This is a genomic window from Ruminococcus sp. J1101004sp1_RTP21198st1_B9_RTP21198_201120, assembly GCF_040924245.1.
In the GTDB taxonomy this organism is placed as follows: Bacteria; Bacillota; Clostridia; order Lachnospirales; family Lachnospiraceae; genus Blautia_A; species Blautia_A faecis.
This window is the reverse complement of sequence record NZ_JBCOMI010000006.1, coordinates 92685-113675: the sequence shown is the minus strand read 5'-3', so window position 1 is coordinate 113675 and position 20991 is coordinate 92685. Positions and strand designations below refer to the sequence as shown.

The window sequence follows — 20991 nt, the reverse complement described above, 5'->3', positions numbered from 1 at the left end:
TGTTTATTTACATATAGAAGTAATAGTAATAAAAAATATAAGATATATTAATTTTACTTATGACAAAACCTATGATACTATAATAAACGAAAATGTGCAAGAATGGCTGCAGTTTTGCGCAGTCATCCATATTTTTTCAAAATGAAAAAGCACACCACACTATGATTTCACATTCACGAAAGGAGTTTTCCAATGAGTAACGTAAGACGAGTATACGTAGAAAAGAAACCATCCTTTGCCGTAAAAGCCAAAGAACTGAAGCATGAGATCAGCTCTTATCTGGGCATTCAGACTGTAACAAACGTGCGGGAACTGATCCGCTATGACGTAGAGAATATTTCCGATGATGTATTTGAGAAAGCATGCCATACCGTATTTGCCGAGCCGCCGGTAGATGATCTTTATCTGGAGAAATTCGAGGCAGCAGATGGCGCACATGTTTTTTCCGTAGAATTCCTTCCTGGTCAGTTTGACCAGAGAGCAGATTCCGCTGTTCAGTGCGTGCAGTTCCTGGATGAAAATGCACAGCCGATCATCCGCTCTGCCACTACCTATGTGATCGAAGGTGACATTACAGAGGAAGAATTCGAGGCAATCAAGAATCACTGCATTAACCCTGTAGATTCCCGTGAGACAGGCCTTCAGAAGCCGGAGACACTGGTTACAGAGTTCAAGGACCCGGAAGATGTTAAGATTTTCGATGGCTTCCGCGATATGGATGAAGCACCATTGAGGGAGCTTTACAGCTCCCTGAACCTTGCTATGACATTCAAGGATTTCCTTCATATCCAGAACTATTTCAAGAACGAGGAGAAACGTGATCCGTCCATGACCGAGATCCGTGTTCTGGATACTTACTGGTCTGACCATTGCCGTCATACCACATTCTCCACTGAGCTTACACAGGTGAAATTTGATGAGGGTGATTATAAAACTCCTATCGTTGATACCTATAACAGATATCTTTCCGACAGAGAAGTCCTTTATAAGGGACGAGACGACAAATTCGTCTGCCTGATGGATCTTGCTCTTATGGCTATGAAGAAACTGAAATCCGAAGGCAAGCTTCAGGATCAGGAGGAGTCCGACGAGATCAATGCCTGCAGTATTGTAGTGCCGGTTGATGTAAATGGAAAAGAAGAGGAATGGCTGATCAACTTCAAGAATGAGACACACAACCATCCTACTGAGATTGAGCCATTTGGTGGCGCAGCTACCTGCCTTGGCGGTGCAATCCGTGACCCGCTTTCCGGACGTACTTATGTATATCAGGCAATGCGTGTAACAGGAGCAGCAGATCCTACTGTTTCCGTAAAAGAGACTCTGAAAGGCAAGCTTCCGCAGAAGAAACTGGTTCGTGGTGCAGCTCACGGCTACAGCTCCTACGGTAACCAGATCGGTCTTGCTACCGGCTATGTAAAAGAAATCTATCATCCGAATTACGTTGCAAAACGTATGGAAATCGGTGCAGTTATGGGTGCTGCTCCAAGACGTGCAGTTATCCGTGAGAACTCTGATCCGGGAGATATCATCATCCTTCTTGGCGGACGTACCGGACGTGACGGTATCGGTGGTGCTACCGGTTCCTCCAAAGTACATACAGAGGCTTCTATCGAGGTCTGCGGCGCTGAGGTACAGAAAGGAAATGCACCTACAGAGCGTAAGATCCAGCGTATGTTCCGTCGTGAGGAAGTCAGCTATATCATTAAGAAATGTAACGACTTCGGTGCAGGCGGTGTATCCGTAGCAATCGGAGAGCTGGCACCTGGTCTTCAGATCGACCTTGACAAAGTTCCGAAGAAATATGCAGGTCTTGACGGTACTGAGATTGCAATTTCCGAGTCCCAGGAGCGTATGGCAGTTGTTGTTGCTCCGGAAGACGTAGAGAAATTCCTTGGTTTTGCAAACGAAGAGAACCTGGAGGCAGTTCCGGTTGCAGTTGTAACAAAAGAGCCAAGACTGGTGCTTTCCTGGAGAGGAAAAGAGGTTGTAAATATTTCCCGTGCATTCCTTGATACCAACGGTGCACATCAGGAGACAACCGTAGAAGTTGAAATCCCGAATAAAGAGGGCAACCTTTTTGAAGAGCGTCCGGACGTAGCGGATGTAAGAGAAAAATGGCTTTCCACACTGGCAGACTTAAATGTATGCTCCCAGAAGGGCCTTGTAGAGATGTTTGACAGCTCCATTGGTGCAGGAAGCGTTCTCATGCCTTATGGCGGTAAAAACCAGCTTACAGAGACTCAGGCAATGGTTGCCAAGGTACCGGTACAGAATGGAACCACCAATACGGTAACCATGATGAGCTATGGCTTTGATCCATACTTATCCTCCTGGAGCCCATATCACGGAGCTGCTTATGCAGTGACAGAATCTGTTGCAAGAATCGTGGCAGCAGGTGGTGATTATAAGAAGATCCGTTTCACCTTCCAGGAATACTTCCGTCGTATGACAGAGGATCCAAAGAGATGGAGCCAGCCATTTGCAGCACTTCTTGGTGCTTATGCAGCACAGATGGGATTCGGTCTTCCGTCTATCGGTGGTAAGGACAGTATGTCCGGAACCTTTAATGACATTGATGTTCCGCCAACACTGGTATCCTTCGCTGTGGATGTTGCCAAGCTTCAGGATGTGATCACACCAGAGCTGAAAAAGGCTGGAAACAAGCTGGTATGGCTTCGCGCTCCGAAAGATCAGTACGATTTACCGGACTATGCAGCAATTATGGATCAGTACGAGAAATTACACAATGACATGCAGGCTGGAAAAGTAGTTTCTGCATATGCACTTGACCGTCACGGTATTGCGGCAGCAGTCAGCAAGATGGCATTTGGAAATGCAATGGGCGTGAAGATCGAGCATAATCTGGATCCAAGAGACTTCTTTGCACCAGGCTTCGGCGATCTGGTTCTGGAAGTTCCGGCTGAAAAGGTTGGTCAGCTTTCTATTACATACACCGTAATCGGTGAAGTAACAGCTGATGGTAAATTCTCCTACGGAAACGCTGAGATCACTCTGGATGAGGCTTACAAGGCATGGACAGGCACTCTGGAGAAAGTATTCAAGACAACCTCCGGCGAAGAAAACGACGGACCAGTTGCCATGGCTGTAAAGACAGCAGATCCAGAAGCAACCTATGAGAATGGTGTTTACAATACTAAGAACATTTATGTTTGCAAGCATAAAGTAGCAAAACCACGTGTATTCATTCCTGTATTCCCGGGAACCAACTGCGAATACGACAGCACCCGTGCTTTTGAGAGAGCTGGGGCTGAGGTTGATGTTAAAGTATTTAAGAACTTAAGTGCAGAGGATATCCGTGATTCTGTGGAAATCTTTGAGAAATCCATTGACCAGGCACAGATGATCATGTTCCCAGGCGGTTTCTCCGCTGGTGATGAGCCAGACGGTTCTGCGAAATTCTTTGCAACTGCCTTCCAGAATGCAAAGATCAAAGAGGCAGTTATGAAGCTGTTAAATGAGAGAGATGGTCTTGCACTTGGTATCTGTAACGGATTCCAGGCGCTGATCAAGCTGGGACTTGTTCCATACGGTGAGATCTGCGGACAGAAAGAGGATTCTCCTACACTGACCTATAACACCATCGGACGTCATATTTCCAAGATGGTTTACACAAAGGTTGTAAGCAACAAGTCTCCATGGCTGCAGAAAGCCACACTTGGCGGTGTATACTGCAACCCGGCTTCCCACGGTGAGGGACGCTTCGTAGCAAACGATGAATGGCTTGCTAAGCTCCTTGCAAACGGTCAGGTAGCTACCCAGTATGTAAATCCAAACGGAGAGCTGGATCAGTCCGAAGAATCCAATATCAACGGATCTACCTATAACATTGAGGGTATCACAAGCCCGGATGGACGTGTTCTCGGTAAGATGGCACATAGCGAGCGCCGCGACAATGGCGTCGCAATCAACATCTATGGACAGCAGGATATTCAGATCTTTGAGTCCGGTGTTGAGTACTTCAAATAAAACGTTGCAAATAAAACGTTAAAAAAGAAATATCCTGGTAAGTACAAAGCTTTTTCCGCATTGTAACTTATCCAGGATATTTTTTGTATCTTCATTACTTTGATTTTCGTCACCGCAGATGCATTGCCATCAATATAGTTCTTGCGCTATATTTAATAATTTTAATGAAATATTTTCCAGGCTATTTCCATCTAATGTATGTAAAAGGAAATACAGCAATTAATTTCGTGTACTGCAGAACACAAAAAGGAGCGAAAAACCTTATGGAAAATTTGGTGAAAAAGGCAAAATCCGGGGATTCCGGTGCATTTGCACAGCTCATCCGGATGAATACACAGAGTATGTATAAAGTAGCCTGGGCCTATCTGAAGAATGACGAAGATGTGGCAGATGCCATACAGGAAACGATTTTAAAGTGTTATGAAAAGCTTTCCACTTTAAAAAAGGATTCTTACTTCAAAACCTGGATGATTCGGATCCTGATCAATAACTGCAATGAAATGCTTCGGCACAAAGGCCGCGTTTTTCCTACGATGGAAATGGAAGAGGGAATCTTCGAGGAACCTGGCTATGTAGATTGTGAATGGAAGGAAATCCTGGCATCCCTGGATGAGAAGTACCAGGTGGTGATGCTTTTGTATTACAGCAAATCCCTTAGTGTAAAGGAAATTGCCGCTCTTCTGGAAATCAGCCAGAATACAGTGCTTACAAGGCTTTCCAGAGCCAGAAAACAGCTTCGTGCAGAGTATGAAGGAGGATATATTCATGGATGATAGATTGTTTGATATTTTTTCAGAAGAAACAGAAGTGCCGGAATGTGTGCTCAGACGTGTAGATGAGACATTGGAAATGATAGAGAATTCGGCGGAGTCCGATAGAGGGTATCAGAAAGAAGAAAAAACGGGAAAAGTAATAAATGGCACTGACAGAATGGGAAAAATTGGTACACGGAAAAACTGGAAGCGCAGCTTGATCTTGACATTTGCGGCAGTGATGGCATTTGGTGCCACTGTTTTTGCTGCAGAGAAGTATATAGGCATTTCCGGCTTTTTCCAGGAAGCTGGAAATAAGATGCCGGAAGAAGCCAAGGAGCTGATTGAAAAAGATCCGGTGCAGCAGGAAGATGGCGATTCCATTCTTACTTACACCGTGAAGGAAGCCCTTTGTGATAAGAACAGTGTCCAGGTGGTGGTGGAAGTTACAGCGAAAGAAAGAGGCAAGTATCTTCTGGCAGGACAAGATACCATGAATGAGGATCCTGTAAGAAATCTTGGAATTGAAAGTGACAAGACAATAGGAGAATATGCCGCAGAAAAAGGACTGACCATAGTAAAGGTTGGAGCCAGCTTTGATTTTGATTCAGATCTTGGCATTGAAACAGCAGTGGGAAATTACCGAAATCTGGAAGATGATGTAGTAGATTTCTATTCTTCCGCAGTAAAGACAAATGAGAGTAAAAATCTTACCGTTTCCTGCATCGGAACTGCCACGCTTCCTGATGCTAAGTGCGTTGATGATGTGATGCGTACAAACATTACTTTTCAGCTGGAAGATAAGAGCCAGGGGAAAAGTATGACCTATGTGCCTGTGGATGGTGAAGGGATAACTGCAGATGGAAAAGTAAAGATCCTGTCCGCAGATATAGAAGAAACAGAAGTGGGCGATTACGTCACAATCCATTGCATCTTCTTAGAAGAGTGCGACAGTATTTCCCTTGATGTAATGGATCTGAATGGAAATCTGTGGCAGCTTTCCGACCTTGGCGGTGGTTCAGAGGTGGCAGAGTCTGGAAAAGAAGCCACCTTCCAGAGAAGCTATCAGAAAACGGACCTTGCCGACGAAATCGGAATACGGGGATATGACTATGAAACGAATACCACGTATGAGCCGGTAAAAATGAAGCTTAAGAAATAGAATAATCGAAAAAAGTCCCCATTCACTGTTTTTTGCAATTAAAACAGTGGGATGGGGACTTTTTTGATTTGTTAAATTAAGATTATCCGAACTTTCGCATATTACTCAGATCGGAAAAATCAATCATTTTGATTTCTTCAACGTTGCCGGTTGAAGCCATTGGGCAAACGGCGTAGTTTCGCGTCTCATTTCCTATAGTAAGCTTTACCACATAATGCCATATGGACCATGATGGAGAGCCAACCGGATAATCACCAAAGCAATAATGAATATCATCAAATCCACCGACTAATTCAGCGAACTCACCGAGAATTGCCGGTGATGTGCTAGAGTCCCAACGGTAAGTTACAAAAAATGGAGCATTGGGATCTGCTGCCAGAGAGACTGTATGATCGTTATATCTGGTTAAATATTTAAAGCGGCCTGGTTCTCTGAGGTAGGCACTTATAGCGTCCATCTTTTCAAAAGGAGTCATATCGGTAGTTGTAGTTTTGTTAATAATGTCAATCATCCATGCGTTTTTTGCCTGTTCATAATCCAGAACATTTAATGTCACTGTATTTGCAACCGTATAACCTGATAATGAATATTCCCTGAATTCTACAGTGTAGGTTCCTGCTTCGGAAAAATGCACGTATTTGATATAACCGCCTTTTACTTTCTCTAATGAAGTAGTTTCTGAGTCATTGTTTTCTAAAGGAATATCATCAAAGAAACGAGATGAACCACTTCTGTATGCGCTGGTCCGAGAGTCATTTCCATTAAAAATACAGGAAAAAGAGTTCGGATCCGGATTGTCTGTCTTTATAAAAAAAGGTTTGGGACAATCGGTGTAAATATCTGCCTTCTGTTTGTCCAGACCATAAATTTCATATGTATATTTAGCTGGTGCAGTTCCTTCTTTATCGTGTGCAGGCAGATCAGCTTTGGGAATCGGTGTGGGTGTAGGAACCGGTGTGGATGTAGGCGTTGGTGTAGGTGTAGGTGTAGGGGTTGCACTTTGGTGGGTACTGTTTGTCTTTTTGTTTGTTGTGCAATGGCATGTAGAAGACCATTTGGAATAGTATTTTTTTCCTTTAACAGTCATGTAAGTACGGGTTTGCATATAATATGTAGTCCCGGCACGGAGGCCATTGAGAAAAATTTTGTTGTTTTTGTTACCTTTGACTGTTATAGTTTTTGCATTTTTAAGTTTGGAATTAGTTGCATAGCGCAGCTGGTAACCACTGGTCTGGGAGGTTTGTCTTTTTACTACTACAGTTGCAGCTGCTGTTTTTGCATAGATATTCATTATCTGGGCTTTCGGCGGTAAAATAACAAACTGTTTTTTAGCAGTGCCGGTATAAGTGCCTTTTCCAATAATCTGAACCGTGTAAGTTCCTACTTTTTTGCAGCCTTTAGAGTACTTTACAATATAGTTTTTCTTTTCCTTCAAGACTTTTCCTTTATAAGTTACTCTTACTTTTGGACGCTGTACCTTTTTATTATAGGTAAGCTTTGTGGCTGATAATTTAATCCTGGTATTTTTCACATTTACCCTTGCTGCGGCAAATACCTGGCTTGAACTGCAAAACAGAAGCAGTAAAATGATGAGGCAGAGGTGAATCTGCCGGTGTAGATGATGATTTTTTTTCATGGCTTTTTACTCCTTTTATATGATAAGTTTATTGGGTTTTGTAAAAATATAACTATTTATGACCAGACCGTAGCAGCCATTTCTGATCGATTTTTTTCACTTCATCATCAGCAAACCGGATATGCAGTCTGACAGAATTGGAAAGCTGTACGACTTCCTCTACAGTACCTTCTCCGAATTTGGGATGAGTTACTACATCATTTACCTGGAATTTGACTTCGCTATGTTTGGCGCTTTTGTAGGCCTGTTCACGACGGTAGGTGTCCCGGATGGGAACTGTCTTGTCGTGAATAGGGTTTTTCAGAGCTTTGTCATAATTGTGCTTCAGAAGGCTTTCTCCGATTCTGTAATAAGGAGTAGGCGCGGCGCCCACAAGAGAACAGCAGTATTTCCAGGCGCTCCCATGCTTTCCTGCCTGCCAGTTATACTGCGCCGGGATTTTCATATTGTATTGCATATAATGGGCGTATTCGTGCTTATAAAGATCCAGGCGATCCTCTTTGGAAAGAGGCTTCTTTACGGCATAACCAATAAACAGAAGGGAAAAATAGAAGCTTTCTTTTTCGTGGGCAGAAGCCGGGGTATAAGAGCCAAGTACAGCTTCATCGTAACCAAAGCGGATAGGTACAGAAGCCCCCCGAAGACCAAATTTGCGGTCAAGAGTCTGGAACAAAGCGCGAATCTGAGCTTCGTGGATGGTAGTTTCATTATCAAGAAGTTTACGGATAGATGGGGCAATATTCATGCAGTTACTCCTTTAAAAATTATTAACTGGAAAAATTGCGTGCCAGGTTTTATGGCGTTCATGAGCAAGTAGCGAAGCAGACCTGGAATGTCCGATTTACTGATGGACAAAAAAATAGATGCTGCAATCTGCAACATCTATAATAGCGAGAGGGGGATTCGAACCCTCGACACCGCGGGTATGAACCGCGTGCTCTAGCCAACTGAGCTATCTCGCCATATTCATTTCATAAGTATGGGGCCTACAGGGCTCGAACCTGTGACCCTCTGCTTGTAAGGCAGATGCTCTCCCAGCTGAGCTAAGACCCCATATACAAACTGTGAAGTTTCTTCTCTTCCGCAGCTCGCTTTGCTATTATACTATTAACTGTCGCAAATTGTCAACAACTTTTTTTAATTTTTTCAAAAAATTTAGAATTATATTTTTTTACTATTTTATTGGAAAAAAAGGCTCTAGAAACAGAAATTTTTATTTTGGGTCCTTATTTGCAAAAAGCGGAAAACAATTTGGCAAGTAAGGTTCTTTCAAAAATGAGAATTGGTGTTATACTGAGCCTGTAAACAAGAAGAGCAAACAAAAGCATACCGGATACCTGTAAGAAGAAAAAGAACGGACGCAGCGTATTCGTATGGTCTCATAAGAAAGGGCTCACAAACACGCCCTGAGACCATAATTGCGATCAGCTGACAATTGTTTTTCTTATTAGGAAACGTCAGTTGGCGATACGAAAAATAGAAGAGGAGAAGAAGGTATGAAGATTTTAGATTCCAAATTTATGAAGGGCTTTATCAAAATGGCAGACGATGGTTTCCAGCAGGGCTGGCATGAGAGAAACGGCGGAAATTTAAGCTATCGTCTGAAAGCAGAAGAAGTAGAAATGATCCGTCCCCGTCTGAATGCACCAGGCGAGTGGCAGCCAATCGGCACAGAGGTGCCGGGACTTGCAGGAGAGTTTTTCCTGGTAACCGGAAGCGGCAAATATTTCAGAAACATAGCAGTTGACCCGGAAGCATGTCTTGCAATCATTGAACTGGATGACAAGGGTGTTAATTACAGAATCCGCTGGGGACTGGTAGAAGGTGGCCGCCCAACCAGCGAGCTTCCAACTCACCTTATGAATCATGAGGTAAAAAAGAAGCTTACAAATGGCAGACATCGTGTTATTTATCACGCACATACAACCAACACCATCGCATTAACCTTTGTTCTTCCACTGGATGACAAGGTATTTACAAGAGAGCTGTGGGAGTCTGCTACTGAGTGTCCGGTTGTTTTCCCAGATGGCGTAGGCGTTGTAGGCTGGATGGTACCAGGCGGAAGAGAAATTGCAGTAAAAACAGCGGAGCTGATGAAGAAATATGATGTTGTTATCTGGGCACATCATGGAATGTTCTGCTCCGGTGAGGACTTTGACCTGACCTTTGGCCTTCTCCATACAGTAGAGAAGTCTGCGGAAATCCTGGTGAAGGTAATGTCCATGGCACCGCGTAAGCTTCAGACCATTACTCCTGATGATTTCCGCGCAGTAGCCAAAGACTTTCATGTTACTTTACCGGAAGAATTTCTTTATGAAAAAGAGCAGTAAGTAAATTAATATAATAATGTGAGATCTGTCTGTGATGAGAAAATTCACAGGCAGATTTTTTACGTTAGAGGAAATTAATTTTAATAAATGTTTATAAAATGCGAAAAAATTGCTTGACAATTCATTGCCTGTATGCTATTTTAAATAAAAATTTAATTCAACGAACTAAACCGATGAAGCGGGAATAAAAACAATCGTGCACCCACAGAGAGTCCGGGAGGCTGAGAGCCGGGCGGTAAGGCAGTTTGTTAAATGGGCCGCTGAGGGCGCATGGAAAGGCAGAATGCGTGCAGAAGAAATGTAGACATATCTGATTGAAGCATGAAAGAAGATTCTGCAGAAGCCAAGTATTATGCGACGTAGGACATACGTCAGTTGTCAGGAATATGATGGTATTCCGTTAAGAGCACGATTTTATCGTGAAGCAAGGTGGCACCGCGGGTGAATATTCAGACCCGTCCTTGACAGATATGGAAATTCTGTCCTGGACGGGTTTTTTGTGTACTAGAAAATTACTCCGTAATGTTCCTGTTACACCTAAAAACGCTCTGCGAGGATGCGGCGCGTGCACTGTTCAGGAAATAAATCGGGAGGTGTTCTATGTATCCAACATTTGATAAGATCAGGGAAATGGCAGCAGGAGATTACAAAAGAATTCCAATCTGCAAAGAGTTATACGCAGACAGCTACACACCAGTAGAGATGATGCGGATTCTGCAAAAGGCAAGTCATCACTGCTATCTGCTGGAAAGTGCCAGCCAGAGCGAAGCGTGGGGCAGGTATTCTTTTCTGGGATATGATCCTTCCATGGAAATCACCTGTACAGACGGAATCCTGCGAATTCGAAAAACCAGTAAGACGGAAACTTTTGGCAGAAGCGGCAATGCTGCAGAAAGCAGTACAGAAGAGGTTCGACAGGTTGCCCATCCAGGCGATGCTATCCGTGAAATCATCAGTCAGTACAAAAGTCCGGTTATGGACGATATGCCCACATTTACCGGCGGTCTGGTAGGTTACTTCTCCTACGACTACATCAAATACAGTGAACCCAAGCTGGAGCTAAAAGATAAGGAACAGCAGGATTTCCGGGATCTGGATCTGATGCTGTTTAATGATGTGATCGCATTCGACCACTACCGTCAGAAGGTTCTTCTCATCACAGGTGTGATGACAGATGATCTGGAAAAGTCCTATAAACAGGCCTGTGAAAAACTGGAAGAAATGACAGAGCTGATCAAAAAGGGTGAGAAAAAAATCTTTCCTCCGATCAGGCTTAAATCTGAAATCCAGCCTCAGTTCCCTAAAGAAAAATATTGCCAGATGGTGGAAACGGCGAAGCATTATATCCACGAGGGCGATATTTTCCAGGTGGTTTTGTCAAACCCCATGAGGGCAAAAGCAGAGGGCAGCCTGTTTGATACTTACCGTGTTCTGAGAGCCACCAACCCATCCCCCTACATGTTCTATTTTTCCAGTGATGACATTGAAATCGCAGGTGCCTCCCCGGAGACACTGGTAAAATTAGATCACGGCAAGTTAAGCACTTTCCCACTGGCAGGAACAAGGCCGCGAGGAAAAACACCGGAAGAGGACAAAGCACTGGAAGCTGATCTTCTTCAGGATGAAAAAGAGCTTGCCGAGCACAACATGCTTGTAGATCTGGGAAGAAACGATATTGGAAAAATCAGTGAGCTTGGCAGCGTAAAAGTGGAAAAATACCTGACTGTGGAACGTTATTCCTGTGTCATGCACCTGGGTTCCACAGTAACAGGAACTATCAAAAAGGGCAAAGATGCCATAGACGCAGTGGATGCCATCTTACCTGCAGGAACCCTTTCTGGGGTACCGAAATTCCGTGCCTGCCAGATCATTCAGGAACTGGAACAAAGCAAGAGAGGCATTTACGGCGGTGCAATCGGATATGTGGATTTCACAGGAAATCTGGATGTGTGCATTGCAATCCGTCTGGTATATAAGAAAAAAGATGAAATCTGTATCCGGTCGGGAGCCGGAATCGTGGCAGACAGCGTACCGGAAAAAGAATTTGAAGAGTGCCAGAATAAGGCAAGAGCGGTGGTAAGGGCCATCAGCCAGGCAGAGGAGGGATTAGAATGATTTTACTGATTGATAATTACGACAGCTTTTCCTATAACCTGTATCAGCTGATCGGGTCCGTTAATCCGGATATTCAGGTGGTTCGAAATGACGAAATTTCCCTGGGAGAAATAGAGAAGTTGGTACCGGAAGCAATTGTTCTTTCCCCGGGCCCTGGAAGACCGGAGGAGGCAGGCATCTGTATTCCGGTGATCAAAGAGTTCGCTGGAAAAATCCCAATTCTGGGTGTGTGTCTGGGACATCAGAGCATCTGCGAAGCCTTTGGCGGAGTGGTTTCCTATGCAAAAGAACTGAAGCATGGGAAAAGAGATGAGATGATCCAGTGCGGTTCCAATGTCCTGTTTAAAGGACTTCCGGAAAAGTTCCCGGCAGCAAGATATCATTCCCTGGCAGCAATAGAAGAGACTCTTCCCGAAGAGCTGGTTGTGACAGCCAGAGCAGAAGATGGAGAAATCATGGCAGTGGAACATAAGGAATATCCGGTTTATGGTGTACAGTTTCATCCTGAGTCTGTTATGACTTCCGATGGAAGGAAGATGATTGAGAATTTTCTGGAGCGTGTTTGAAAAAGGCTCTCTGCAAGATGTGCGTCACAATTTGTGGGAGATTGCGGGAATGATTTTTCAAACACGCTCTAGAAGCGCAAGTCAGATTTGACAATTTATAAAGGACAACATCAGAGAGGAGCAGAAAAAATGATCAGAGAAAGTATTATCAAATTATCGAAGAAACAGAACTTAACCTATCAGGAAGCAGAAGAGGTAATGGACGAGATTATGAGCGGAAAAGCTACTCCGGTACAGATGTCCGCTTACCTGACTGCTCTGGCGCTGAAAGGGGAAACCATTGATGAGATTACCGCTTCCGCGGCAGGCATGAGAGCACACTGCATCAAGCTGCTTCATGACATGGATGTACTGGAAATCGTAGGTACTGGTGGAGACGGCTCCAATTCCTTTAACATTTCCACCACTGCCTCCCTTGTGATCGCAGCAGGAGGCGTACCGGTAGCAAAGCATGGAAACAGAGCTGCTTCTTCAAAATCCGGAGCTGCAGATGTGCTGGAAGCTCTGGGCGTTAAGATCACAATTCCACCGGAAAAAAGCCAGGAACTTCTGGAAAAAATCGGAATCTGCTTCCTGTTTGCACAGAACTATCACATTGCAATGAAGTATGTGGCTCCAATCCGTAAAGAGCTGGGAATCCGTACTGTATTTAATATTCTTGGACCGTTAAGCAACCCGGCTGGCGCCAATATGGAGCTGATGGGTGTTTATGATGAAGCCCTTGTTGAGCCTCTTGCGCAGGTCATGGCAAATCTTGGAGTAACAAGAGGAATGGTTGTCTTCGGACAGGACAGTCTGGATGAAATTTCCATGAGTGCACCGACTTCTGTATGCGAGATCAAAGATGGCAAATTTACATCCTATGTACTCACTCCGGAGCAGTTTGGTTATGAGCGCTGCACAAAAGAGGAGCTTCAGGGAGGAACCCCGCAGGAGAACGCCGAAATCACAAAAGCAATTCTGGAAGGCAAAGAGACAGGTGCGAAACGTCATGCAGTTTGCCTGAATGCTGGTGCCGCACTTTATATTGCAGGCAAAGCAGCTTCCATTGAAGCAGGTGTGAAGATGGCAGAGCAGCTGATCGACAGCGGGGCTGCACTGAAGAAACTGGAAGAATTTATACAAAAGAGTAATCAGGAGTGAAAAATAAACACAAATAATAACAAAAATAACAATAATCACATCACAAAACAAAATAGCACTGAAAAAAATAACAATATAACTCATTTAGATAAAAATGACGACAAGAGAGAATGACATCACAGAGAGTTTTATAGGAGATAGAATGAGTATTTTAAACGAGATAGCAGCGCGCACAAAAGAGCGTATTGCGGAGGAAAAATTTAAATTCCCATTAAGGGAACTTATCTCACAGCAGAATTCCGATCTGGCGAAACATGCCGAGGAAAAAATCTCTTTTCTGGAGGCATTAAAAAAGCCGGGAATGTCTTACATCTGTGAAGTAAAAAAAGCATCTCCTTCAAAAGGATTGATCGCACCAGATTTTCCTTATCTGGACATTGCAAAGGAATATGAGCAGGCCGGTGCTTCTGCAATCTCCTGTCTCACAGAGCCCTTTTATTTCCAGGGCGCAGACAGGTATTTGCAGGAAATTTCCCAGGCAGTGAATATTCCGGTGCTTCGAAAGGATTTTACAGTAGATGAGTACATGATCTACCAGGCAAAAGCATTTGGGGCTTCCGCTGTACTTCTGATTTGTGCGATTCTTGATAACAGCCAGTTAAAAGCCTTTGGGGAACTGGCACAGGAGCTGGGACTGGATGCTCTGGTAGAAGCTCATGATCAGTGGGAAGTGGACCGTGCTTTGAATTTTGGAGCAAAAATCGTGGGAGTGAACAACCGGAATCTCCATGATTTTACCGTTGATATGGGAAATAGTATCAGACTGCGGAACATGGCACCGGCTGATACGGTATTTGTTTCCGAAAGTGGTATTAAGACAGCGGAGGATATCCGTATATTATATGAAAACAAAGTAGATGCAGTCCTGATCGGGGAGACCTTAATGCGCAGCCCTGACAAGAAAGCGGCACTTGGGGCATTAAATGCAGGGATTGTCTGAGCTGACTCATGGTGATAAGTGATATTCCATGCACGTCCCACTTTGCGGTATATTTCACCCGAATTCGGTTGCCGTAGCCAACTACGGCGTCCTCATCCGGGCAAAATCTCCCACAAATTGTGACGCACATCTTGCAGAAAGCCTTTTTCAAACACGCTCTGGCAATCTAAGATGTACAATGTGCTGATAAAATAGTTGGAAAATAAAAAATTAAAGAAAAGGAATGAAACAGTATGGCAAAATTAAAAATTTGCGGTCTGACCTGCAAAGAGGATATTGAAGCCGTAAATGAAGCAAAACCGGATTTTGCGGGATTCATAATTGAAGTTCCAGGAAGAAGACGAAGCCTTACGGCAGAACAGGTCAAAGTCCTGGTTAAGGGACTGGACAAGGAAATCCTTTCCGTAGGTGTATTCGTAAACGCTGCCCCGGAACTCCCCATTTCCTTATTAAAAGATGGCACCCTATGGGCTGCCCAGCTTCACGGGGATGAAGACGAAGACTACATCGAAAAAATCCAGAATATGACTGGAAAGCCCGTCATCAAGGCCTTTTCCATAAAAACACCCGAAGATGTTCAGCGGGCTCTTCGAAGCCCTGCCGACTACATCCTCTTAGATCAGGGCGCAGGAGGAACCGGCGAACCTTTCGACTGGACCCTGGTTCCCCCAGTCCGCCGCCCATTCTTCCTTGCCGGAGGAATCGGTCCCGAAAACCTCCGCAGCGCCATTGGAACCTTACACCCATGGGCTGTAGACCTGAGCAGCAGCCTGGAAACCGATGGAAGAAAAGACCGGGCGAAAATCCAGCAGATTGCCCGTATGCTGAAGCAGATTAATACACTGGAAGCATACAGAAAAGAGCGAGAAGCAGATTTAGAGTGAAGAGTGAAGAAAGTAATTCATATACAAAACAGCGAAACGAAAGGAAACAACGCTATGTCAAACGGAAGATTTGGAATCCACGGCGGCCAGTATATCCCCGAAACCCTGATGAACGCGGTGATCGAACTGGAAGAAGCCTACAACCACTATAAAGACGATCCGGAATTCAACCGGGAGCTTACAGAACTTTTAAATGAATACGCAGGAAGACCATCCCGCCTCTACTACGCAGCTCACATGACCGAAGACCTTGGCGGCGCAAAGGTTTATTTAAAAAGAGAAGACTTAAACCACACCGGCGCCCACAAGATCAACAACGTCTTAGGTCAGGTGCTTCTTGCAAAAAAAATGGGCAAAACCCGTGTTATCGCGGAAACCGGAGCCGGACAGCACGGTGTAGCCACAGCCACAGCAGCAGCCCTTATGGGAATGGAATGCGAGGTATTCATGGGAAAAGAAGATACCGAGCGCCAGGCATTAAATGTATATAAGATGCGTCTCCTTGGAGCAAAAGTTCATCCTGTAACCTCCGGAACTGCCACCCTGAAAGATGCCGTATCCGAGACCATGCGTGAATGGACCAACCGTATAGCAGATACCCATTATGTACTGGGCTCCGTTATGGACCCTCACCCTTTCCCAACCATTGTCCGCGATTTCCAGGCAGTTATCTCCAAAGAAATCAAAGAACAGATGCTGGAAAAAGAAGGCAGGCTTCCAGATGCAGTCCTTGCCTGTGTAGGCGGCGGCTCCAATGCCATCGGAACCTTTTACCACTTTATTGAAGACAAAGATGTACAGCTGATCGGCTGCGAGGCAGCAGGCCGCGGCGTAAATACTGCAGAGACCGCAGCCACCATTGCCACTGGCAGACTTGGAATCTTCCATGGAATGAAATCCTATTTCTGCCAGGACGAGTACGGACAGATCGCGCCGGTTTACTCTATTTCCGCAGGACTGGATTATCCGGGAATCGGACCGGAGCATGCCCACCTTTACGACACTGGCCGTGCCCAGTATGTACCTGTAACAGATGAAGAAGCAGTAGAAGCCTTTGAATATCTTTCCAAAACAGAAGGAATCATTCCTGCCATTGAAAGTGCCCACGCTGTTGCCTATGCAAAAAAAATCGTGCCCCAGATGGGCAAGGATCAGTGCGTAGTCATCACTATTTCCGGCCGAGGCGACAAAGACTGTGCAGCAATCGCAAGATACAGAGGGGAGGATATCCATGAGTAACCGAATTTCAGAAGCATTTGCAAAAGGAAAAGCATTTATCCCATTTATCACCTGCGGAGATCCATCTCTGGAGATCACTGAGCAGCTTGTCTATGCAATGGAGGAAGCAGGCGCAGACCTTATTGAGCTTGGAATCTCGTTTTCCGACCCGACAGCAGAGGGTCCTGTGATCCAGGAAGCCAATGTGCGTGCACTGAGCGGCGGAGTAACCACAGACAAGATCTTTGACATGGTGGTAAAAATCCGTAAAAAAACCAGTATCCCAATGGTATTTATGACTTACGCAAACGTTGTTTTTTCCTATGGAACAGAGCGTTTCATCAGGAAAGCAGCAGAAATTGGAATGGATGGACTGATTCTTCCTGATGTACCTTTTGAGGAAAAAGAGGAGTTCGATGTGGTCTGCAAACAGTATGGTCTGGAGCTGATTTCCCTGATCGCCCCCACATCCCACGACCGGATCACCCGGATTGCAAAAGAGGCAAATGGCTTCGTATACTGCGTTTCCTCCCTTGGCGTAACCGGAACCAGAACCCGGATCACCACTGATATCGGAGCGATGGTGAAGCTGGTAAAAGCTGCAAAGGACATTCCATGTGCAGTGGGCTTCGGCATCTCCACCCCGGAGCAGGCAAAGAAAATGGCTGCCCAGTCCGACGGTGCGATTGTAGGCTCCGCCATTGTGAAAATTTGTGCCGCACATGGAGAAAACTGCGTCCCATATGTAAAGGACTATGTAAAGTCCATGAAGGACGCTGTGCGTGAGGCTTAAGCAGGCAGAATATAAAAAATGGAAAAGAAATGCTTCAGTTTTTCCAAAAATAAGCAGAACAGACCAAAAAAATTTAGCTTGTTATAATTCTAAAAAGACTATAAAAGAGGGCAAAAGCGTTGACATTTTGCCCTCTTTTTTTTATAGTATCATATGTGAATTAATTTTATGTGTAAAATAAATGGTAATGAAAAAGAGGAATGAAGTTGGAGAAAAAACTGGTATTTATTTTTAATCCCAAAGCAGGGAAGGGCAAGATCAAGACATCTCTGATGGATATAGTAGATATCTTTAATAAAGGCGGTTATGAGGTGATCATCCGCGCAACTCAGGCCCCGAAGGATGCCTATGAACAGGTGAAGAAATATGCAGACAAGGTGGATCTGATCGTCTGCAGCGGCGGTGACGGCACGCTGGATGAAGTGGTTACAGGAATTACCGAGGTGGGAAGCAAGGTTCCGGTCGGATACATACCGGCAGGAAGCACCAACGACTTTGCCAACAGCCTTTTTATGCCGAAGAATATGCTGGATGCGGCATCTATGATCATGAAGGAAGAGATTTACAGATGCGACGTAGGCAGATTTAACAGCCAGACTTTTGCCTATGTAGCTGCTTTTGGTCTTTTTACAGATGTGTCTTATGAGACAAGTCAGGATCTGAAGAACATTCTGGGCCATCTTGCTTATGTCCTGGAAGGTGCCAAGAGACTTCTGGATATCAAGGCTTACCATATGAAAGTGACAACAGAGAATGGTGTGATCGAAGATAATTTTATCTACGGCATGGTCACCAATTCCAGATCTGTGGGCGGATTTAAGAACCTGACCAAGGATGTGGATATGAACGACGGCCTTTTTGAGGTCACTTTGATCGTACAGCCTAAGAACCCGCTGGAAATGCAGGAGATTGTCCGGAATCTTCTCAACATGGAGGATAATTCTGACCTGATCTATTCTTTCAAGGCCCGGAAGCTTACAGTTGAAGCAGAGGAAGAAGTAGCATGGACGCTGGACGGAGAATACGGCGGAAGCCCAAGGCTGGTAGAGATTGAGAACCTGCAGCAGGCACTGAACCTTTGCTTGAAGAGCGACAAGTAAACAGGGTGAGACCGGCTGGTATCACCAGAGAGAATTTTTGCGCGTTTTTTGCCTTGCATCTGTGAAAGCATTGAGTGCTTACATGTGAAAAAATAAGAACCAGTAATGTGTGATGAATCGTTGTTTATGGAGAGAAGGTACCGCAGATAAATGGCAGCCTGGGAAAATAAGCAGCGAGATGAACGAGAGGAGAGGAACAATGGGAGATTATGTTAATGTGAAGGAATTATTCGGATGTGATGTATTCAATGATTCCGTCATGCAGGACCGTCTGCCGAAGAAGGTTTATAAAGAGCTGAAGAAAACCATTGAAGAGGGCAAGGAGCTTTCCATGGAGGTTGCAGATGTGGTTGCCCACGAGATGAAGGAATGGGCCATCGAGAAGGGTGCCACTCATTATAGTCACTGGTTTCAGCCCCTTACAGGCGTAACTGCAGAGAAGCACGATGCATTTATCACCGCACCTATGGAGAATGGAAAAGTCCTTCAGAGCTTTTCCGGTAAAGAGCTGATCAAGGGAGAGCCGGATGCGTCTTCTTTTCCATCTGGCGGTCTTCGTGCCACCTTTGAGGCAAGAGGCTATACAACATGGGATTGTACCTCACCGGCTTTTGTAAGACATGATGCAGCAGGTGGAACCTTATGCATTCCTACCGCTTTCTGTTCCTATACAGGAGAAGCGCTGGATCAGAAGACACCGCTTCTTCGTTCTATGGAAGCCATCAATACACAGGCGTTAAGACTTCTCAGACTTTTCGGAAATACGACCTCCAGGCGAGTGACACCATCTGTTGGTGCAGAGCAGGAGTATTTCCTTGTTGATAAAGAGAAATATATGCAGAGAAAGGATCTGATTTACACCGGACGCACTCTTTTCGGAGCCATGCCTCCGAAAGGACAGGAGATGGATGACCATTATTTCGGAACCATCCGTCAGAGAGTTTCCGCATATATGAAAGAAGTAAATGAAGAGTGCTGGAAGCTGGGAGTTACAGCCAAGACCCAGCACAATGAGGTTGCACCGGCACAGCATGAGCTTGCGCCGATCTATGCACCTGTTAATATTGCAGCAGATCACAACCAGATCATGATGCGTATCCTGAAAAAGGTGGCAAGCCGTCACGGCATGCGCTGTCTGCTTCACGAGAAACCTTTTGCAGGCTTGAATGGTTCCGGTAAGCACAATAACTGGTCCCTGACTACTGATGACGGAATTAATCTTCTGGAGCCGGGGAAGACACCACATGAGAACATTCAGTTCCTTCTGGTTCTGACCTGTATCCTGAAAGCCGTTGACAAGCATGCAGATCTTCTTCGTGAGTCCGCAGCAGATGTTGGAAATGACCAGCGCCTTGGCGGTCATGAGGCTCCGCCAGCTGTTATTTCGGTTTTCCTTGGAGAGCAGCTTGAGGATGTGCTGGAGCAGCTGATCAGCACTGGTACTGCTACAAGAAGTAAGACAGGGGAGAAAATGGATACAGGCGTTAAGACGCTTCCGGATTTCATGAAGGATGCTACAGACCGTAACCGTACTTCACCCTTTGCTTTTACCGGCAATAAATTCGAGTTTCGTATGGTTGGTTCCAAGGATTCCATTTCCGCATGCAATGTGGTGCTGAATACCATTACTGCTGAGGCGTTTAAGGAAGCCTGCGATGTTCTGGAGAGCGCAGAAGACTTTGATCTGGCAGTCCATGATCTGATCAAGGAATATGCTACCCAGCATCAGAGAATCGTATTTAACGGCAATGGCTATGCTCCTGAATGGGAAAAAGAGGCACGCCGTCGCGGACTTCCTGTTCTGCCATCTATGGTAGATGCCATTCCGGCACTTACTACAGATAAGGCTGTAGAACTGTTTGGAGAATTTGGAGTATTTACAAAGACTGAGCTGGAGTCCAGAGCGGAGATCCAGTATGAGATTTATGCGAAAGCAATTAACATCGAAGCGAAAACCATGGTGGACATGGCAACCAAGCAGATCATTCCGGCAGTCATCAAGTATACAACTGTACTGGCAGAGTCCATCAATCAGGTGAAGGCAGTTGGACCAATTGACGTGAGCGTTCAGATGGATCTTCTGAAGAAAGCAAGCAAGCTTCTGAAAGAAGTGAACAGTACCATGAATAAGCTGAGCAAGCTGGTAGATCAGATCGAGACGCATCCGGAAGGACGTGACAGGGCTGTGTTCTGCAGAGAGAAACTGGTTCCGGCAATGGAGAAATTAAGAGAGCCGGTTGACGAACTGGAAATGTTAGTGGATAAAGATATGTGGCCGATGCCATCTTATGGAGATCTGGTGTTTGAGCCGTAAAGTGATCAGGAGGACTGCAGCCGCAGTCCTCTTTTCTATTAAAGAGGT

15 protein-coding genes, 2 tRNA genes and 3 pseudogenes are annotated in these 20991 nt (G+C 45.0%); 14 read left to right on the top strand and 6 right to left on the bottom strand.

Translation table 11 applies throughout. From position 1 onward, the window contains the following. Positions 1 to 192 precede the first annotated feature (192 nt). The 3 genes from AB5618_RS05565 to AB5618_RS05555 all read left to right on the top strand — a co-directional run bounded on the left by AB5618_RS05565 (position 193) and on the right by AB5618_RS05555 (position 5904). Positions 193 to 3990, top strand: coding sequence for a phosphoribosylformylglycinamidine synthase (locus tag AB5618_RS05565; protein ID WP_148461630.1), 3798 nt, complete (start codon positions 193 to 195; stop codon positions 3988 to 3990). A gap of 263 nt (positions 3991 to 4253) precedes the next feature. Further along, the gene (locus AB5618_RS05560; RefSeq protein ID WP_173716309.1) at positions 4254 to 4763 is read left to right on the top strand and encodes a sigma-70 family RNA polymerase sigma factor; all 510 of its coding nucleotides are present in this window, start codon (positions 4254 to 4256) and stop codon (positions 4761 to 4763) included. After that, positions 4756 to 5904 carry a hypothetical protein gene (locus AB5618_RS05555; RefSeq protein WP_173716308.1) on the top strand — a complete coding sequence of 383 codons (1149 nt, stop codon included), beginning with the start codon at positions 4756 to 4758 and terminating at the stop codon, positions 5902 to 5904. The genes AB5618_RS05560 and AB5618_RS05555 overlap by 8 nt, the downstream gene beginning before the upstream one ends. Positions 5905 to 5986: 82 nt before the next feature. On the opposite strand, the gene AB5618_RS05550 is transcribed toward AB5618_RS05555, so the two are convergent. The 4 genes from AB5618_RS05550 to AB5618_RS05535 all read right to left on the bottom strand — a co-directional run bounded on the left by AB5618_RS05550 (position 5987) and on the right by AB5618_RS05535 (position 8593). Then, a complete protein-coding gene (locus AB5618_RS05550) occupies positions 5987 to 7540 on the bottom strand; it encodes a hypothetical protein (RefSeq protein WP_173716295.1) in 1554 nt (517 codons plus the stop codon). 52 nt (positions 7541 to 7592) lie between these two features. Beyond that, positions 7593 to 8285: a hypothetical protein gene (locus tag AB5618_RS05545; protein WP_368366575.1), complete on the bottom strand. Its 693-nt coding sequence runs from the start codon at positions 8283 to 8285 to the stop codon at positions 7593 to 7595. Positions 8286 to 8428: 143 nt separating this feature from the next. Beyond that, positions 8429 to 8502, bottom strand: a tRNA-Met gene (locus AB5618_RS05540). Positions 8503 to 8520: 18 nt separating this feature from the next. Then, positions 8521 to 8593, bottom strand: a tRNA-Val gene (locus AB5618_RS05535). Positions 8594 to 9036: 443 nt separating this feature from the next. Between AB5618_RS05535 and rhaD the strand changes: the two genes are divergently transcribed. From rhaD to AB5618_RS05520, 3 genes are all read left to right on the top strand, one after another. Next, positions 9037 to 9870, top strand: a complete 834-nt coding sequence (gene rhaD / locus AB5618_RS05530) for a rhamnulose-1-phosphate aldolase (protein WP_118578371.1) — start codon at positions 9037 to 9039, stop codon at positions 9868 to 9870. Positions 9871 to 10470: 600 nt separating this feature from the next. After that, positions 10471 to 11985 (top strand): anthranilate synthase component I, encoded by a 1515-nt coding sequence (trpE, locus tag AB5618_RS05525; RefSeq protein WP_368366574.1) that lies wholly within the window; start codon positions 10471 to 10473, stop codon positions 11983 to 11985. Beyond that, entirely contained in the window at positions 11982 to 12551 is a 570-nt protein-coding gene (locus tag AB5618_RS05520) for an aminodeoxychorismate/anthranilate synthase component II (RefSeq protein ID WP_294432018.1), read from the top strand. Before trpE ends, AB5618_RS05520 begins: the two co-directional genes overlap by 4 nt. Positions 12552 to 12553: 2 nt before the next feature. On the opposite strand, the pseudogene AB5618_RS05515 reads toward AB5618_RS05520, so the two are convergent. Continuing rightward, a pseudogene (locus tag AB5618_RS05515) lies at positions 12554 to 12616 on the bottom strand (hypothetical protein); the annotation flags it as partial. Positions 12617 to 12680: 64 nt separating this feature from the next. Between AB5618_RS05515 and trpD the strand changes: the two are divergent. Next, entirely contained in the window at positions 12681 to 13694 is a 1014-nt protein-coding gene (gene trpD / locus AB5618_RS05510) for an anthranilate phosphoribosyltransferase (RefSeq protein ID WP_294674835.1), read from the top strand. Between the two features lie 142 nt (positions 13695 to 13836). Then, positions 13837 to 14619: pseudogene (trpC, locus tag AB5618_RS05505) on the top strand (indole-3-glycerol phosphate synthase TrpC); the annotation flags it as partial. Here trpC and AB5618_RS05500 read toward each other — a convergent pair. Further along, positions 14507 to 14764 carry a DUF6783 domain-containing protein gene (locus AB5618_RS05500; RefSeq protein ID WP_368366579.1) on the bottom strand — a complete coding sequence of 86 codons (258 nt, stop codon included), beginning with the start codon at positions 14762 to 14764 and terminating at the stop codon, positions 14507 to 14509. The pseudogene trpC and the gene AB5618_RS05500 overlap by 113 nt on opposite strands. Here AB5618_RS05500 and AB5618_RS05495 point away from each other — a divergent pair. The 6 genes and pseudogenes from AB5618_RS05495 to AB5618_RS05470 form a co-directional block, all read left to right on the top strand. After that, positions 14720 to 14821, top strand: a pseudogene (locus tag AB5618_RS05495) (DUF6783 domain-containing protein); the annotation flags it as partial. The gene AB5618_RS05500 and the pseudogene AB5618_RS05495 sit on opposite strands and share 45 nt — an antisense overlap. A gap of 46 nt (positions 14822 to 14867) precedes the next feature. Then, a complete protein-coding gene (locus tag AB5618_RS05490) occupies positions 14868 to 15518 on the top strand; it encodes a phosphoribosylanthranilate isomerase (RefSeq protein WP_368366573.1) in 651 nt (216 codons plus the stop codon). 54 nt (positions 15519 to 15572) lie between these two features. Further along, positions 15573 to 16757, top strand: coding sequence for a tryptophan synthase subunit beta (gene trpB / locus AB5618_RS05485; protein ID WP_368366572.1), 1185 nt, complete (start codon positions 15573 to 15575; stop codon positions 16755 to 16757). Further along, positions 16750 to 17529, top strand: a complete 780-nt coding sequence (gene trpA / locus AB5618_RS05480) for a tryptophan synthase subunit alpha (RefSeq protein WP_368366571.1) — start codon at positions 16750 to 16752, stop codon at positions 17527 to 17529. Before trpB ends, trpA begins: the two co-directional genes overlap by 8 nt. A 200-nt stretch (positions 17530 to 17729) precedes the next feature. Further along, a complete protein-coding gene (locus AB5618_RS05475; RefSeq protein ID WP_334285775.1) occupies positions 17730 to 18629 on the top strand; it encodes a diacylglycerol kinase family protein in 900 nt (299 codons plus the stop codon). A gap of 199 nt (positions 18630 to 18828) precedes the next feature. Next, positions 18829 to 20943 carry a glutamine synthetase III gene (locus tag AB5618_RS05470; protein WP_368366570.1) on the top strand — a complete coding sequence of 705 codons (2115 nt, stop codon included), beginning with the start codon at positions 18829 to 18831 and terminating at the stop codon, positions 20941 to 20943. Positions 20944 to 20991 lie beyond the last annotated feature (48 nt).